General features: G+C 43.3%; 17 protein-coding genes and 4 tRNA genes. 16 read left to right on the top strand and 5 right to left on the bottom strand.

The annotated features are described in order from the left end of the window. Positions 1 to 93: 93 nt before the first annotated feature. From leuD to V7L97_RS03295, 8 genes are all read left to right on the top strand, one after another. Positions 94 to 597 (top strand): 3-isopropylmalate dehydratase small subunit, encoded by a 504-nt coding sequence (leuD, locus tag V7L97_RS03330; RefSeq protein ID WP_333653385.1) that lies wholly within the window; start codon positions 94 to 96, stop codon positions 595 to 597. Beyond that, positions 594 to 1,661, top strand: coding sequence for a 3-isopropylmalate dehydrogenase (locus tag V7L97_RS03325; RefSeq protein WP_333653384.1), 1,068 nt, complete (start codon positions 594 to 596; stop codon positions 1,659 to 1,661). The genes leuD and V7L97_RS03325 overlap by 4 nt, the downstream gene beginning before the upstream one ends. 32 nt (positions 1,662 to 1,693) lie before the next feature. Further along, positions 1,694 to 2,707 (top strand): aspartate-semialdehyde dehydrogenase, encoded by a 1,014-nt coding sequence (locus V7L97_RS03320; protein ID WP_333653383.1) that lies wholly within the window; start codon positions 1,694 to 1,696, stop codon positions 2,705 to 2,707. Between the two features lie 16 nt (positions 2,708 to 2,723). Next, positions 2,724 to 3,890, top strand: a complete 1,167-nt coding sequence (gene metK / locus V7L97_RS03315; protein WP_333653382.1) for a methionine adenosyltransferase — start codon at positions 2,724 to 2,726, stop codon at positions 3,888 to 3,890. 8 nt (positions 3,891 to 3,898) lie between these two features. Then, a complete protein-coding gene (ahcY, locus tag V7L97_RS03310) occupies positions 3,899 to 5,158 on the top strand; it encodes an adenosylhomocysteinase (RefSeq protein ID WP_333653381.1) in 1,260 nt (419 codons plus the stop codon). 181 nt (positions 5,159 to 5,339) lie between these two features. Next, the gene (locus V7L97_RS03305) at positions 5,340 to 5,843 is read left to right on the top strand and encodes a hypothetical protein (RefSeq protein WP_333653380.1); all 504 of its coding nucleotides are present in this window, start codon (positions 5,340 to 5,342) and stop codon (positions 5,841 to 5,843) included. Between the two features lie 113 nt (positions 5,844 to 5,956). Then, positions 5,957 to 6,181 (top strand): type II toxin-antitoxin system HicA family toxin, encoded by a 225-nt coding sequence (locus tag V7L97_RS03300; RefSeq protein ID WP_333653379.1) that lies wholly within the window; start codon positions 5,957 to 5,959, stop codon positions 6,179 to 6,181. Between the two features lie 27 nt (positions 6,182 to 6,208). After that, a complete protein-coding gene (locus V7L97_RS03295; RefSeq protein WP_333653388.1) occupies positions 6,209 to 6,421 on the top strand; it encodes a type II toxin-antitoxin system HicB family antitoxin in 213 nt (70 codons plus the stop codon). Positions 6,422 to 6,548: 127 nt separating this feature from the next. Here V7L97_RS03295 and V7L97_RS03290 read toward each other — a convergent pair whose 3' ends face one another. The 3 genes from V7L97_RS03290 to V7L97_RS03280 all read right to left on the bottom strand — a co-directional run bounded on the left by V7L97_RS03290 (position 6,549) and on the right by V7L97_RS03280 (position 7,472). After that, positions 6,549 to 6,800 (bottom strand): type II toxin-antitoxin system HicB family antitoxin, encoded by a 252-nt coding sequence (locus tag V7L97_RS03290; protein ID WP_333653378.1) that lies wholly within the window; start codon positions 6,798 to 6,800, stop codon positions 6,549 to 6,551. Between the two features lie 222 nt (positions 6,801 to 7,022). Beyond that, on the bottom strand, positions 7,023 to 7,175 hold the full coding sequence (locus V7L97_RS03285; RefSeq protein WP_333653376.1) for a hypothetical protein: 153 nt from the start codon (positions 7,173 to 7,175) through the stop codon (positions 7,023 to 7,025). 135 nt (positions 7,176 to 7,310) lie between these two features. After that, entirely contained in the window at positions 7,311 to 7,472 is a 162-nt protein-coding gene (locus tag V7L97_RS03280; protein ID WP_333653375.1) for a hypothetical protein, read from the bottom strand. Between the two features lie 120 nt (positions 7,473 to 7,592). Between V7L97_RS03280 and rlmN the strand changes: the two genes are divergently transcribed. Beyond that, positions 7,593 to 8,621 carry a 23S rRNA (adenine(2503)-C(2))-methyltransferase RlmN gene (rlmN, locus tag V7L97_RS03275; protein WP_333653373.1) on the top strand — a complete coding sequence of 343 codons (1,029 nt, stop codon included), beginning with the start codon at positions 7,593 to 7,595 and terminating at the stop codon, positions 8,619 to 8,621. A gap of 7 nt (positions 8,622 to 8,628) precedes the next feature. Here the strand turns inward: rlmN and V7L97_RS03270 are convergent, their stop codons facing one another. After that, on the bottom strand, positions 8,629 to 9,396 hold the full coding sequence (locus V7L97_RS03270; protein WP_333653371.1) for a YkgJ family cysteine cluster protein: 768 nt from the start codon (positions 9,394 to 9,396) through the stop codon (positions 8,629 to 8,631). A 121-nt stretch (positions 9,397 to 9,517) separates the two neighbouring features. On the opposite strand from V7L97_RS03270, the gene V7L97_RS03265 reads away from it, so the two are divergent. The 4 genes from V7L97_RS03265 to V7L97_RS03250 all read left to right on the top strand — a co-directional run bounded on the left by V7L97_RS03265 (position 9,518) and on the right by V7L97_RS03250 (position 9,926). After that, a tRNA-Pro gene (locus tag V7L97_RS03265) sits at positions 9,518 to 9,595 on the top strand. Position 9,596: 1 nt separating this feature from the next. After that, a tRNA-Arg gene (locus V7L97_RS03260) sits at positions 9,597 to 9,673 on the top strand. Between the two features lie 10 nt (positions 9,674 to 9,683). Beyond that, a tRNA-His gene (locus V7L97_RS03255) sits at positions 9,684 to 9,758 on the top strand. Positions 9,759 to 9,849: 91 nt separating this feature from the next. Further along, positions 9,850 to 9,926 (top strand) — tRNA-Arg (locus V7L97_RS03250). Positions 9,927 to 9,936: 10 nt separating this feature from the next. On the opposite strand, the gene V7L97_RS03245 is transcribed toward V7L97_RS03250, so the two are convergent. Further along, positions 9,937 to 11,151, bottom strand: coding sequence for a bifunctional 3,4-dihydroxy-2-butanone-4-phosphate synthase/GTP cyclohydrolase II (locus V7L97_RS03245; protein ID WP_333653369.1), 1,215 nt, complete (start codon positions 11,149 to 11,151; stop codon positions 9,937 to 9,939). Positions 11,152 to 11,374: 223 nt separating this feature from the next. On the opposite strand from V7L97_RS03245, the gene V7L97_RS03240 reads away from it, so the two are divergent. The 3 genes from V7L97_RS03240 (at position 11,375) to V7L97_RS03230 (ending at position 16,025) form a co-directional block, all read left to right on the top strand. Next, positions 11,375 to 12,232: a GAF domain-containing protein gene (locus V7L97_RS03240; RefSeq protein ID WP_333653367.1), complete on the top strand. Its 858-nt coding sequence runs from the start codon at positions 11,375 to 11,377 to the stop codon at positions 12,230 to 12,232. After that, a complete protein-coding gene (locus V7L97_RS03235; protein ID WP_333653365.1) occupies positions 12,232 to 13,965 on the top strand; it encodes a GspE/PulE family protein in 1,734 nt (577 codons plus the stop codon). Before V7L97_RS03240 ends, V7L97_RS03235 begins: the two co-directional genes overlap by 1 nt. A 92-nt stretch (positions 13,966 to 14,057) precedes the next feature. Then, positions 14,058 to 16,025 (top strand): CHASE2 domain-containing protein, encoded by a 1,968-nt coding sequence (locus V7L97_RS03230; protein WP_333653364.1) that lies wholly within the window; start codon positions 14,058 to 14,060, stop codon positions 16,023 to 16,025. Positions 16,026 to 16,227 lie beyond the last annotated feature (202 nt).

Here is a 16,227-nt window from a genome sequence, read left to right as displayed (position 1 = left end):
TAATAAAGTTTATAATATTCGCTTAAATCCCATGTAATATAGGAGGATTTTACAAGGGAGGACAAAGTCCCCCTTGTGCTGATGGAGGTTTTTATGCTGCTTAAAGGCAAGGTATGGAGATTTGGTGATGATATAGATACAGACGCAATCATTCCTGCGAGATACCTCAACACATCCGACCCCAATGAGCTTGCCAAGCATGTAATGGAGGATGCTGATAAAGAATTCCCGAATAAAGTAAAAGCCGGGGATATAATCGTTGCAGGAAAGAACTTCGGATGCGGCTCATCAAGGGAGCATGCGCCGATAGCCATAAAGGCTGCTGGTGTTCAGGCAGTTATTGCAAAGAGTTTTGCGAGGATTTTCTACCGAAACTCTTTTAATATAGGCCTTCCAATATTCGAATCAGAAGAGGCATCTGAGAAAATTAAAGAAGGCGATACTGTAGAGATAGATGCCGACAATGGCGTTATAAAAAACCTTTCAACAGGCGAACAATATACAGCAAAACCAATACCTCCATTCATGCAGGAACTGATAGCTGCCGGAGGCTTGATTGCTTGGACAAAGAAAAAGATAAAGGGAGTTGTAGCATGAAAAGATCATTTGAAATTGCGGTAATAGCCGGAGACGGTACAGGTCCCGAGGTTATAGCCGAGGGAATAAAGGTCCTGAATGCCGCTTCATCGAGATTCGGGTTTAAACTGAATTTCAATCATTATGATTTTGGCGGCGACAGATATTTGAGGACAGGAGAAACCCTTCCTGATAGTGCCATCGATGAACTCAGAAAATACGACGCCATATATCTTGGAGCCATAGGGCATCCTGATGTTAAACCGGGAATTCTGGAGAAGGGCATTTTATTAAGATTGAGGTTTGAGCTCGACCAGTATGTAAATCTGAGGCCGGTCAAGCTTTATCCAGGTGTTGAATGCCCTTTAAAAGACAAGGGTCCTGAGCATATCGATTTTGTTGTTGTGAGGGAGAACACAGAAGGGCTTTACGCAGGCGCAGGAGGAGTGCTTAAAAAAGGAACCCCTGACGAGGTGGCTGTTCAGGAGTCGATAAATACGAGAAAGGGTGTGGAGCGTTGCATCAGGTATGCCTTTGAATACTGCAAAAAGAGACATAAGATGAACAAGCTCACCTTATGCGGAAAGACCAATGTTCTCACATATGCCTTTGATCTGTGGGAAAGGACATTTTATGAGGTTGCAAGGGAATATTCCGAGATAGAGGTTGATTACGCACATGTAGATGCCATAACCATGTGGTTTGTGAAAAACCCTGAATGGTTTGATGTGATAGTCACGGATAATATGTTTGGCGATATCATTACCGATCTGGGTGCAATGATACAGGGAGGCATGGGTATTGCCGCAGGAGGGAATATAAATCCTGAAGGCGTTTCCATGTTTGAGCCTATAGGTGGCTCTGCACCAAAATACAAGGGTAAAAATATCATCAATCCACTGGCAGCGATATGCGCAGGAGGCATGATGCTTGAGCACCTCGGAGAGGACAGGGCAGGGAAAATAATCGAAAAAGCGGTCATGGAAGTGACAGGCAAACACATTAAGAGCCTTGCAGCAGGAAAGATGGGACTTTCGACCACAGAAGTTGGAGACTTAGTCGCAAATTATGTAAGCAAATTGTAATTTAGGATAAAGAGAAGTAAAGGAGCAAGAAGATGTTAAAGAAGAAAGATAAGTATGTAGTAGCTGTTGTTGGCGCTACCGGTGCAGTGGGCAATGAGATGATTGCTGTGCTGGAGGAGAGGAAATTTCCTGTAGAAAAACTCAGGCTCTTTGCATCAGAAAGGTCTGAAGGAAAGACGCTCCAGTTCGAAGGCAGCGAAATCCCTGTGGAAAGCCTGAAAGAGGATTCATTCAAGGGGATAGACATTGCATTGTTCTCTGCTGGTGCTGAAAGGTCAAAGATATGGGCGCCCATTGCAGCAAAATCAGGGTGTGTGGTTGTCGACAATTCAAGCCAGTGGAGGATGGACCCTGAAGTTCCCCTTGTTGTCCCTGAGGTGAATGCACATGACCTCAAGTGGCATAAGGGAATCATTGCAAACCCAAACTGCTCAACCATACAAATGGTAGTTGCATTAAAGCCAATACACGATGCTGTAAGGATAAAGAGGGTCGTGGTTACAACATTTCAGGCAGTATCTGGAACAGGCAAAAAGGCGATAGATGAACTTTTGCAGCAGACAACAGACATGTTGAACTTCAGGGAGATACAGAAAAATGTCTACCCGCACCAGATAGCATTTAATGTGCTGCCACATATAGATAAGTTCCTTGAAAACGGCTACACAAAAGAAGAGATGAAGATGGTTAACGAGACCAAAAAGATAATGGGAGACACTTCTATAAGAGTTACTGCAACAACCGTAAGAGTGCCTGTATTCAGGGGACATTCGGAGTCCGTAAATATAGAGACCGAAAAGAAGATAACGTCCAATGAAGTGCGCTCCATACTTTCAAAGGCGCAGGGCATTGTGGTATTCGATGCACCTGAAAAAAATGTGTATCCCTTGCCAATCGAGGTGGCCGGCAAGGACCCTGTTTATGTTGGAAGGATCAGGGAAGACGAGTCAATCGATAATGGAATAAACATGTGGGTTGTTTCGGATAACTTAAGAAAAGGCGCGGCATTAAATGCAGTGCAGATAGCAGAAGAATTAGTCAAATAAATTTTGGAGGTGAGCCATGGCAAAGAACGCCACAAATGGCAGGGATTTTCTATTTACTTCTGAGTCGGTTACAGAAGGGCATCCTGACAAGATTGCAGACCAGATATCTGATGCAATACTGGATGCGATTCTGGCTCAAGACCCTATAGCGAGGGTTGCCTGCGAATGCCTTGTCACAACAGGGCTGGCATTTGTTGCAGGAGAAATAACAACCAGTTGTTATGTTCATATACCCGACATAGTCAGAGAGACAATAAAGGATATCGGTTATACAAAGGCTAAGTATGGTTTTGATTATGAGACCTGTGCAGTAATTACATCCATCGACAAGCAGTCCCCTGATATTGCTATGGGTGTTGATGTCGGAGGGGCTGGGGACCAGGGCTTGATGTTCGGGTTTGCCTGCGATGAAACACCTGAACTAATGCCCATGACCATTATGCTTGCACACAAGCTTACGAGGAAATTAACAGAGGTGAGAAAGAAGGATGTCCTCGGATATCTCCGTCCTGACGGCAAATCACAGGTATCCATTGAGTACAAAGACGGCAAACCTTACAAAGTACGCACGATTGTCATATCATCCCAGCACAGCCCTGACATCACTTTAAAAGAGATGAGGGAGGATATCATAGAAAAGGTCATAAAGCCTGTCATTCCTCCGGAGCTTCTCGATGAGGAGAGTGTTGTCTATCACATTAACCCAACAGGGAGATTTGTCATTGGCGGCCCCCAGGCTGATACGGGATTGACAGGCAGAAAGATTATAGTCGATACATACGGCGGAGTCGGAAGCCACGGCGGCGGATGCTTCTCGGGCAAAGACCCTTCAAAGGTCGACAGGTCCGCATCCTACATGGCAAGGTATATTGCCAAGAATATTGTAGCATCAGGGATAGCAGCGAGATGCGAGATACAGCTTGCCTATGCCATTGGTGTGCCTGAGCCTGTATCTGTTTTTGTAGACACATTTGGTACAGGCAAAATAGCCGATTCAGAGATATCAAAACTCATAGTGAAAAACTTTGATATGACGCCAAAGGGTATTATCACAAAGCTCGATCTCAGAAAACCAATATACAAAAAGACAGCGGCCTACGGCCATTTCGGAAGGAACGAGGAAGGATTCACGTGGGAAAAGACAGACATGGCAGCAACATTAAAGAAAGCTGTAGGCGCATAGGAGGATAGATGGTAAAGCATCATGTAAAAGATCTCGGTCTGGCAAACAAAGGCAAGCTGCGCATAGAGTGGGCTGCACATGAGATGCCTGTTTTAAAAAGCATCACCGAAAGGTTTAAGAAAGAAAAACCCCTTATGGGCATCAGGGTTACCGCGTGCCTTCATGTTACAACAGAAACCGCAAATCTCATGGAGACGCTCAAGGCAGGCGGAGCCGAGATATCGCTCTGCGCATCCAATCCATTAAGCACACAGGATGATGTGGCAGCATCCCTTGTGAAGAATTCGGGCATATCGGTCTTTGCAATAAAAGGCGAGGACACAAAGACATATTACAGGCATATCAAGGACTCTCTGTCCATTAAACCTCAGATAACTATGGATGACGGAGCCGATGTTGTATCCACACTCCACAAAGAAGAAAAGGCGCTTCTTAAATATGTTATCGGAGGCACAGAAGAGACAACAACCGGGGTGATAAGGCTTAAGGCAATGGCTGCTGACGGAGCCCTTCAATATCCCATAATTGCTGTGAATGATGCCTATACAAAACATCTCTTTGACAACCGCTACGGCACGGGCCAGAGCACAATGGACGGAATAATCAGGGCAACCAATAGATTGATTGCAGGCTCTGTATTCGTTATAGCTGGTTATGGCTGGTGCGGAAGGGGAGTTGCCATGAGGGCCAAAGGACACGGCGCAAGGGTAATTATTACAGAGGTTGACCCATTAAAGGCGCTTGAGGCAACAATGGATGGCTATGAGGTAATGTCCATAAAGGAGGCTTCAAGGATCGGAGACATATTCGTTACTGCAACAGGAAACATAAATGTCATCTCAAAGGAGTGTTTTTCGGTTATGAAGGATGGAGCAATAGTCTGCAATACAGGACACTTTAATGTTGAGATCGACATTGAAAGCCTTCAGAAGATGTCAAAGGCAAAGAGGATTATTAGGGACTATGTAGAAGAATATACCCTCAAAAACGGCAGACGCATTTATCTCCTGGGCGAGGGAAGGCTCATCAATCTCGCTGCTGCAGAGGGACATCCATCAGCAGTTATGGATATGAGCTTTGCAAACCAGGCATTGTGCGTTGAGTATATGGTGAAGAATGCAAAGAAACTCCAAAAGACAGTTTACAGCGTGCCTGAAAAGATAGATAAAGAAATAGCTCGCCTTAAATTAAAGGCAATGGGCATTAAGGTTGATACCCTCACTCCTGAACAGAAAAAATATCTCCAGAGCTGGGAGATGGGGACATAATTAAACCTCAAAAAAGGGGGGATACAAGCCCCCCCTTTTTATCTTCATCTGAATAGTTATCGATATTTCCTCTCCCCACAAACAACACTATAGAATCAAAAACTTGACTGCATAGTGCCTGCCGGATAAAATGTTATCAAATGCAAATAAATATAAAAATGGATATTATCTATAAATAGAAATGACATCAGCAGAACTTGCGATACTCATTAGTATTATTTCAGTTGCAATAGCAGGTCTTTCGCTTGGATGGAATATCTATCGCGATGTAGTTCTTAAAGCTAAAATAAAAATCGGCTTTGGGGTCAGAACTCTAATTCAAGAGGGGAATCCATCTCGACCAGAATATGTAAACATTACAGCGACCAATCATGGCCCGGGTTCTGTCACCCTCAGCATGGTACAGATGAAAGATAGTTCATGGTGGAGGTGGCTATTACGCAAAGAAAAATATGCCGTAGTTATACATGACTATACAAACCCATTAAGTGGCCAGTTGCCTTATAAGCTGGAGGTTGGAGCAAAATTTGATCTTCTCTTTCCTTATGATGCAAAGCGCATGTTGAAAAACGGATGGTCCCATATAGGCATAAGTGATTACTTTGGCCGTACTCACTGGGCTAAGTCAAAGCAGGTAAAGGAAGCAATCAATAAATGGAAGAAGGATTTTGAAAATAACACATAATAATCAAAATAAGTAGCAGACCTGACCCTCTTGACCCATTTCTGTTTTTATAAACCGATTTCAGGCGTAGACAATAGAAAAAGAAAAATCTTAATTTCTGGTAAAATGTATCAATGAGTAAATATGAAAAGCTTTTACTGAAAATTTTAAGCGGTACCTCAGATGCAAATATTCAATTTGAAGATTTATGCAGGCTGCTAAAACATTTGGGTTTCGATATGAGGGTTAAAGGCAGCCATCACATATTCAGAAAAGAAATGATTATAGAAAAAATTAATCTTCAGCGTGATGGCAACATGGCAAAAGCTTATCAGGTTAAACAAGTAAGGAATATTTAGTAAAATATAAACTCGGAGGGACAATTGATGTATAAATATGAGATTATTATTTACTGGAGCAATGAAGACAATGCTTTTATAGCGGAAGTGCCTGAACTCCCCGGCTGTATGGCTCATGGAGAAACTCCTGAAAAGGCATTAAAAAATGCTAAAGAAGCAATTCAATTATGGCTTGATACCGCTAAGGAGTTTGGCGATCCCATACCTGAGCCTAAAGGTGAAAGACTTATCTTTGCTTAAAATATTCGCTCTTTTGCACCAGGGCAGGTTAAAACATGGTGTGAGCCTTCTTTTCGTTTGTATTTACAGCCGTATAATTCAAAAATCTTTAACTGAGTTTTCCAATCTGTAGGGAATATCCTCGGCATTAAGCGACCTGAAGCACCTGTTTCTCGAATCCAACGATTTCATTTTCAGGCATAATGGTATCGTCCTGAATGATAAACCCGCATTCGGCAAGATAGTCTTCAAGCGTTCCCATCTCTCTCATCTCGGCAAATTGAATCCTCATGACCTCTTCAAGATGTGCTTTTGCCTCTTCAATAGTTTTCCCCTGTGCAACAAAGTCCAATTCAGGCACTTTGGCTATACACCACTTTCCCTTTCTGCCATAATTCAATGGTTGCCTTTATTTTCATTGCAGCCTCCCATCTAACTTTTTTATTATAACAGAGAATTTAAGGGCATACATTCTACAATCTTTCAGGCAGCCTGATCACCTTCTCAGCGCCTTCGATTATTGTGTCCGGAAAACCGCAGGCGCGCTTGATCCGCACATCCTTGTCGAGGGGATTTTTTGTTTTTTGTATCCGGATATATTCCTCCACATCCACGTCAGCCGTTACATAAGGAAGGTGCGCCCATCCGTGACCAGATTATATAGGACCCTTGTAAAAAAGAGGTTGTTATCATCGGGATTGAAATAAACATCATCTTCAATATTATCGATGTCCTTGCCATTGCCCGTAAAATGAAAGTGCATGTCTATCTTCATAAATTTTTAAGCTCCATACTATCAAAGACCGGCTTGAGCACCACGTCCTTTGCTTCTTTTTGATGGGCCTTAACCGCCTCATGGAATTTAAACCAGCGGCTTTCCTGAAAATTCTCCTTTGATTTGTAGTTCCACTTAAAAAAAATCTATCCTTTTGCTGACAGCCTCCTTAAACCATGCATCTGCGTCATAATCGATAAAACCCTCTCCGATAATGGTCTTATACCGGTCTATGCGAATATCTCTCTGCTCGTTCGTCTCGCCATATTCTCCAATGGCCTTGTCCGGTTCAGCCATCAGGCTTCCTCTGTCCTGAGCTTTTGAGCCTGTAAATGAGCATTAGAAGATAAATAATCTATATCAGATGATTTCGGACTTGTCAAATTCTCTGTCCACAGAAAGCTGTTATAATATGTAATGAAAAAAATCAACCTCAAGGCCTTATCAAAACAGGAATTGGAATCATTCATTAAAGAATTAGGCCTTCCTTCCTTCAGGGCAAAACAGATCCTGCACTGGATATACGAAAAATATGCCGGTTCGATCCATGAGATTACGGAACTATCAAAAGACCTGAGAGAAAAACTTTCGGAGAATGCATACATAAGCAATCTTGAACTGCTTGGCAGACAGGTTTCTGAAGACGGTACAGAGAAATTCCTTTTTGGCCTTGAAGACGCTGAGACCATAGAAAGTGTTCTTATTCCTGATGAAGACCGATTAACCCTCTGTATTTCATCGCAGGCAGGCTGTGCAATGGATTGCAGATTCTGTCTTACAGGCAAATTGGGGCTTAAGAGAAATCTCAAATCGCATGAAATTGTCGATCAGATAATATCTGTAAGTAGAACTATAAAACCAAGACAAATCACAAACATCGTATTAATGGGCATGGGAGAGCCTCTGTCAAATTTTGATAATGTTGTAGATGCATTATGGAGGATCACAGAATTTATGAAAATATCTCCGAGGAGAATAACCCTTTCCACATCCGGCATTGTTCCAAAGATTCTTGAGCTTCCGAAAAAAGCGCCTGCGGTGAATCTGGCTATATCACTGAATGCGACAACAGATGAGGAGAGGGACTATATAATGCCCATAAATAAAACCTATCCCCTCAAAGAATTGTTAACTGCATGCCGTAAATTCCCCCTGCCTGCGAGGAGAAGGATAACCTTCGAATATGTAATGCTGAAAAATATCAATGATACGCCTGAAGATGCAAAAAGGCTCATAAATCTTTTGAAAGGGATACCATCAAAGTTAAATCTCATACCATTCAATCCCTATGAAGGTTCCGAGTTTGAGAGGCCAGAGGATGCGCGGGTTTTAAACTTCCAGAAGATACTCATCAAAGGCCATATCACTGCCTTAATAAGAAAGAGTAAGGGGCAGGATATCCTCGCTGCCTGCGGGCAGCTAAAAGCACGGTATAGAGTGGAGTAATGGAGTGTTACTTCTTTGTTTTCAGCGTCTCTTCCATCATCAGTATATACTTCGTGTATTCAAACCCGAATTTCATCAATTCGGTCTCGTCATTTTTTATTCTTTCTAAGGTCTTTTCATCTATATCAAACACCTCAAGGAACTTGCTCTCGAACACAAACCTCCTGAATCTGTCGACATCGTAGCAGGCCATATAAAATGCCTTTTGTTTCTTTTCATCCAACGAATGGCCGGGGAGATTTCTTCTGAACAGGATATCTTTCCATCCCCTGTTCATATCGTCATAGACGTCAACTCCCTGATCGTCCCTCCAGCTCTTTATCGTCCATTCCGAATCTTCGTTGAAGCCGAGGCAGTGGGGCTCCTTTATAAGGAAATAGAACTCCTCGGTGATTGGTTCATTTATCTTATCATCCATCTTCTTCAAGGAAGCCTGTCCAACAGGATAGTATCTGCAGTTTGCAGGTCTGTCTGTGTATATGTTGCACCCCTCAGACGTTACAAAGGGGCACTTCCTTTCTGCATCTTCACTCATTTTCAGAAATACAAAGGGGTGGGATGTTTTCTCGTCTATCTCTACATAGGTATGGTTAGCCAAAAATTCGCCTGATGATATGCCCAGCCTGTTTTTTAGTCTCACGATATCATATGGGGTTAACATTATATTGATATTGCTGCAGCACTTTGTAAAGCAGCCTATGTCTTTATGGCACCTGAACTTGAATTTTGTATCCAGCGAAAGCCTCACCGGCTCCACATGTTTCATGCTTAACATCTGATTCCTCCAAAAATTATTTGCTTATTTTAACATTTAACAGCTATAAAAACCTATCCAGGTATAGTAGTTGCGCTCAAAATTGACTTTTATCAAGGCATTTTAGTATTCTAAATCTTTACGGGGCGTAGCGCAGCCTGGCTAGCGCACCTGCCTTGGGCGCAGGGGGTCGGAGGTTCGAATCCTCTCGCCCCGACCATGCGCCTGTAGCTCAGTTGGATAGAGCAACTGCCTTCTAAGCAGTGGGCCAGGGGTTCGAATCCCTTCAGGCGCGCCATATACGAACGGTGGGCGTAGCTCAATGGCAGAGCACTGGACTGTGGCTCCAGTGGTTGCGGGTTCAATCCCCGTCGCCCACCCCAAAAATCGTGATGAGTAAAGCGTAATGAGTTTTTATTATATAGTTAAAAGCCTTTTACCCATTACCGATAACGCATTACGGATAACGAATTTGCGCCTGTAGCTCAGTGGATTAGAGCATCGGCCTCCGGAGCCGAGGGTCGGAGGTTCGAATCCTCTCAGGCGCGCCAACGACTATTGTTAGACATTCTCCAGAATATGCCCTAATTTCTTCTTCTTTGTTTTCAGATAGACGATGTTTTTATCGTGGGGACTTGATTCTACCGATACCCTTTCAACAACCTTAAGCCCATAGCCTTCAAGTCCTATTATCTTTTTGGGGTTGTTTGTCATGAGTTTCATCTTTCTAACGCCGAGATCAACAAGTATCTGGGCGCCTATTCCATAGTCCCGCAGGTCGGGCTTAAAACCGAGTTTGATATTGGCCTCAACAGTATCGAGCCCTTTGTCCTGAAGCTCGTAAGCCTTCAGTTTATTGGCAAGGCCTATGCCCCGCCCTTCCTGTCTCATATAAAGTATGACGCCCTTGCCGTCTTTCCTTATCATCTCCATTGCCTTGTGCAACTGGTCTCCGCAGTCGCACCTCTTCGATCCGAAAACATCGCCTGTGAGGCATTCGGAATGAACTCTCACAAGCACTTTATCCTCTGGCTTGATTTCTCCTTTCACAAGTGCTATGTGGACATTGGGATCAACATCATTGGCGTATGCTATGGCTGTAAAGTCACCTCCGTATTCCGTGGGCATCTGGACAGTAGCAACCCTCCTTACAAGCCTCTCTGTCCTCATCCTGTACTGAATGATGTCTTTTACTGTTATGATTTTCATGCGATGTCTTTCTGCAAACTCCATCAGTTGCGGAACCCGTGCCATTGTCCCGTCATCATTCATTATCTCGCATATAACCCCAGCGGGATATAGTCCTGCAAGCCTGGCAAGATCAACAGAGCCCTCGGTCTGCCCTGCCCGCTGCAGAACTCCTCCGGGCTTTGCCCTGAGTGGAAATACATGTCCTGGCCTTGCGATGTCTTCAGGCTTTGTCTGGGGGTTTATGGCTGTGAGGATGGTAACTGCCCTGTCATGGGCGGATATCCCTGTTGTAACGCCCTTTTTAGCCTCAATGGATACTGTAAATGCAGTGCCGAATGACGATGTGTTGGCATCGGTCATCATCGGCAGCTTTAGATCTTCAACCCTCTGAGGCGTTAAAGAAAGACATATAAGCCCCCTGCCATGCTTTGCCATGAAGTTTATGGCTTCCGGCGTAATCTTTTCAGCAGCCATGCAGAGGTCGCCCTCGTTTTCCCTGTCTTCGTCATCAACGAGGATGACCATCATGCCCTTTGCTATGTCTTCGAGGGCCTCTTCTATAGTATTGAACTTATATTTTTCCATAAAACCTCCATTCATTAGTAATTAGGTAATTAGTAATTAAGCAATTAAAGATAAAAGAATTCTATTCAATTACTCAATAACTTAATTGCTCAATAACTTGATATTTTTGAGTATAGCAAAATCGTCCAATATCTTTCCATTTAGAACCGTGATCCAGCGATAAGGATAAGTGGAAAAAGCCTTAAGTTCTGGTATAATTAGTCAATATTGAAAAGGAGTTGTGATGGAGCAACTTTCATTAAAGACAGAAAAGTTTTTTGACATCCTGAATACCGTTCTTTCTACCCTCAATATCGATGAAGTGCTCACAACCGTTGTCAAAGAGATAAAGATCCTCCTCGGTGCTGACAGATGCACCCTTTTTTTAGTCGATAAGGACAACAACGAATTGTATTCAAAAGTCCTCCAGGCAGACAACCTCGTAGAAATAAGGGTTCCAATCACCCGGAGCAGCCTTGCAGGCTATTCATCCACGACAGGAACGGTCTTGAATATAAAAGACGCCTATGACGAGGGAGAATTAAAGTCCGTAGACAGCGGATTGTGCTTTGACAGGAGATGGGATGAAAAGAGCGGATATAGGACAAGGAGTGTGCTGGCAATCCCTGTAAAGGCAAAGGGCGAAGTTGTAGGGGTGTTTCAGGCGCTTAATAAACCAGACGGCTTCTCTGAGCAGGATGTCAGCATGATGGAACAGCTCGCATTTCTTCTGGGTATCGCGGTAAATAATGCCCTTTCATACCAGACCATTGAGGAAGAGAAAAAACTCAGGGAGTACATTATCGATGATATAGAAGAAGGAATCTGCATCCTCGATACAAAGAAGCGGATCATTTCCGCAAACAAGTTCTTAGAAGTAATGAGCGGCATGCGATACTCCACCGATGCCATGGTGGGAGAGTATTTCTTCGAGCTTTTCCCAAACTTTGCCAACACACAGCTTGAGGAAAAGGTGAATGAGTCCATTTCCTATGGATTTAAAATGGCAGCATTGCTTGAAGTGCTTGAGGTAAAGATTATTCCATACCTCGATGAAAAAGGAAAGGTAAAAAAATTGATACTCATCTTTACAAGGGTATAGTGGCGTTTAAAAGACCGGCAGGAAAAAGCTTTGAAGAACTGCTCATAGAAAGAGGTCTCCTGACAAAAGAGAAGCTGCAGGAGCTTCTTACGAAAATAACAAGGGAGAAGAAGAGCCTTGAACAACTCCTGCTGGAGTCGGGGTTTTCCGAGGAAAAGATAGCTGCCATTAAGGCAGAATATCTCGGCTATGAATTCGTTGACCTGTCATCCTATCCACAGCCGCCCCTTGATTTATTAAAACATATAAAGCCTGCCTATGCAAAAAATTATAAAGTAGTTCCTGTAAAATACGAAGACGAAGTTCTGACCATTGCCATGGTTGAGCCCAGGGATTTCATGGCACTGGACGAGGTTATTCGTCTTTACAGGGATTCAAAGTTCAGGATAAAAGACTCCAAGGTCGTCATGACCACATCAAAACAACTCTTCTCAGCCATAGAGAAATTCTATGCAATACCAAAGGATGAAGTCGGAATGGGAAACATACTATCCCAGTTGGCAGAGACTTACAGACCCAAGATAGAGGTAGCGGAAGTTGCACGGGAGGATGCCACGGAAAACAGCGCGCCCATTGTAATGCTTGCAAATAAGATAGTGGAGGAGGCATTCCAAAAAAGGACGAGCGACATACATCTTGAGCCTGCAATAGACCATCTGCGAATCAGATACCGGATAGACGGAGAACTGACAGAAGTAATGCGCGTGCCGAGATATGCGCAGGACGCCCTGATTACGAGATTTAAGATAATGTCCGACATGAGGATAGACGAGAGGCGGCAGCCTCAGGACGGCAGGATAGATTTTACCAAGTATAACCCCGCTGTGGAGATAGACCTCCGTGTTTCAACGGTACCGACACCCCACGGAGAGGACATAGTAATGAGGATATTGGACAAGAAGAGTTCCATCCTCTCCCTCGAGATGCTCGGATTCAACGAACACAATATGAAATTGTATAAAGAGGCAATAGCTTCTCCATACGGCATTATCCTCCATGTGGGTCCTACAGGAAGCGGAAAGACAACAGCCCTCTATGCTGCCCTGAAATCCATGGATACACCGAATGTAAAGATAGTCACTGCGGAAGACCCTGTGGAATATACACTCGGAGGGCAGATTATACAGAGCAATATAAACCCTCCTGTAGGCTATACATTTGCAAAGGCGATAAGGGCATTTATGAGGCACGACCCCGATATTATCCTGATAGGAGAAATCAGAGACCTTGAAACAGCAAAGACTGCAGTGGAGGCATCCCTTACAGGACATCTCGTTTTTTCGACCCTTCACACAAATGATGCCATAGGTACTATTACAAGACTCACAGAGATGGGCATAGAGTCATACCTTGTTGCAGACTCTTTGCTTCTTGTATGCGCTCAGAGGCTTATGAGGAGGATATGCAAAAAGTGCAAGGAGTCTTATATTGTCACCGATGAAGAGGTGGAGATGTCAAGGGGCGACATAAAACCAGGAACGACCCTTTACAAGGGCAAGGGTTGCGAAGCCTGCGAAGGAACAGGATATAAAGGCCGTTCAGGAGTTTATGAGGTGCTCGCAATGAACAAAAGCTTACGGAGCCTTTTGATAAAAGGCGCCTCAACAGAAGAATTGAGAAAAACAGCCATTGAAACAGGCATGAGGACGCTGAGGCAGGACGCAATAGAAAAGGCTTTGACAGGCGTCAGCACCATCGAAGAGGTCGTATCAACCACCCTGGCAGAGGGATAGAACCGTTTGAATTGCAATCACTAAATCATAAATTCGAATTTCGAAATTCGGATTTGGAATTTGTTTTCTTGGGATTTAGAGTTTAAAACATTATGGAAATAGTAAAAAAGGGCAAGTTAGGAATTCTCATCGGACTTTCCATTACGACATTTACGATAGTATTAATGCTTCTCAAACTATCCCCTCTCGAAACACTCGAAGAAAAGCTCCTCGATTACAGATTTAAAGTCAGGGGGACAATTAAACCTCCCGACACTGTATTAATTGCAGCAATAGATGAGAAGAGCATAGAAAAGCTCGGCAGGTGGCCGTGGGACAGAGACAAGATTGCAGAACTCGTTAATAAGTTAAATGACGCGGGTGCGGAAATAATTGTCTTTGACATAATCCTTAGTGAAAAAGAGAAGAATGACCCATTGCTTGGCAGAGCTATTAATGATGCAGGCAATGTGATACTGCCTGTTGTCTTTGACTTTGAAAAGGATTCAGACCTGCCTGAAAACGACTTCCTTTTAAGCTCTGCATTTACATCCATTGTAAACCATGAGATGTTTTATAAATACAATCCAATCATGTCGAAAAGGGTTCTTATCCCTGTGCCTGAGATCATACAGAATGTGATGGGGCTTGGACATATCAATATGTTCCCGGACAGTGACGGCACACTGAGGTGGGAGTCTCTGATAATTGGATATAAAGACCATCTCTATCCATCGATCACGCTTCAGGCAGCAGCCTTTTATTTAGGTATTCCTCATGAAAAGGTTGTTATAAAGGCAACGGAGGGCATACAACTTGGCAAGAGATTTATTTCAACTGACAGATGGGGGAGGTCGCTCATTCATTACTACGGGCCAGAACAAACATTCAAGCATATTTCCATATCAGACATCATAGAAGAAAATATAAAGCCTGATGACCTGCAGGGCAAAATAGTGCTTATTGGTGCAACTGCTGTGGGTATTTACGATTTAAGGGTTACTCCTTTTTCTCCTGCAATGCCCGGAGTCGAAAAACATGCAAACGTCATATCGTCCATCATGGAGAACAGGTTTATCAGATGTGTTTCTCGATCGACAAACCTGATTGTCCTTTTGTTATCCGGATGCCTGCTTTCCATCCTGATACCGAGGTTTAAGGCAGCAGGCGCTTCGGCCATCGCAGGCATTTTTCTCCTGCTCGTGCTTTTGTCTGGCTACTATCTGTTTGCTAAAAACGGTCTCTGGATAAATATCGCATATCCTTCGATTAACATACTGTTTATATTCATAAGCGTTACAGCTTACAACTATGCTGTAGAGGAAAAGCGTGCAAGAAAAATCAGGGCAATGTTCTCGAGCTATGTAACAGAAAAAATAGTCAATGAACTGATCAAAAATCCAAGTATGGCTAAACTGGGCGGCGAAAGAAGAGAGATAACAGTTCTCTTCTCCGATGTAAGGGGATTTACATCCTTATCCGAAAAGCATTCACCTGAAGAGGTTGTTTCCATACTCAATGAGTACCTCGGTGAAATGACAGAGATTGTATTTAAATGGGAAGGAACTCTGGATAAATTCATCGGCGATGCAATTCTCGCATTCTGGGGTGCGCCAATGAAACAGGAAAACCATGCTGAGCTTGCCATCAAATGTGCATTGAATATGGTTAAAAGACTCGAAGAACTCCAGCAGAAATGGCAGTCCGAAGGCAAGCCTGTTCTTGATTGCGGGATTGGAATAAACACAGGCGAGGTGCTTGTAGGAAATATCGGCGCAGAAGGCAAGAAGATGGACTATACTGTCATTGGAGACCATGTGAATTTAGGCTCAAGGGTAGAAGGGCTTACAAAGAAGTATAATGTGCATATCCTGATGACGGAATTTACTATGAATAAGATAAAGGAGTTAATCACAACAGGAAAACTATGGCGTACCGAAGTAACAGGGCTCGAAAAGGTGGTTGTTAAAGGGAAAGAACAGCCTGTTGCGATCTATGCGGTTAAGGGTCTTGAGCAGGGGGCTGAGTCAAAGATTAAAGAGGTGGAAGAAGAAAAAGTTGTAGTGCTAAAAGAAAAATAGTTGCCTGCTTATAAAGCTAACTCTTATTTTTTAAAAAATATCTGCAGTATGGCTATCAGCGATGCTAATTGACCGATCCAGAACAAAAACATCCATTTGATGATATCCGATCGTGTTTTCTCTATCTCAACCATTAAATCAGTTCTGAGATTTGCGAGGTCTTCTTTCGTTGCCAAAATATCTTTCTTTTCTTCAAACTTCT

This window comes from Dissulfurispira sp. (genome assembly GCF_036745535.1).
In the GTDB taxonomy this organism is placed as follows: Bacteria; Nitrospirota; Thermodesulfovibrionia; order Thermodesulfovibrionales; family Dissulfurispiraceae; genus Dissulfurispira.
Note: the sequence above shows the minus strand (reverse complement) of the source record. Positions and strands in the feature narration are given on the sequence as shown.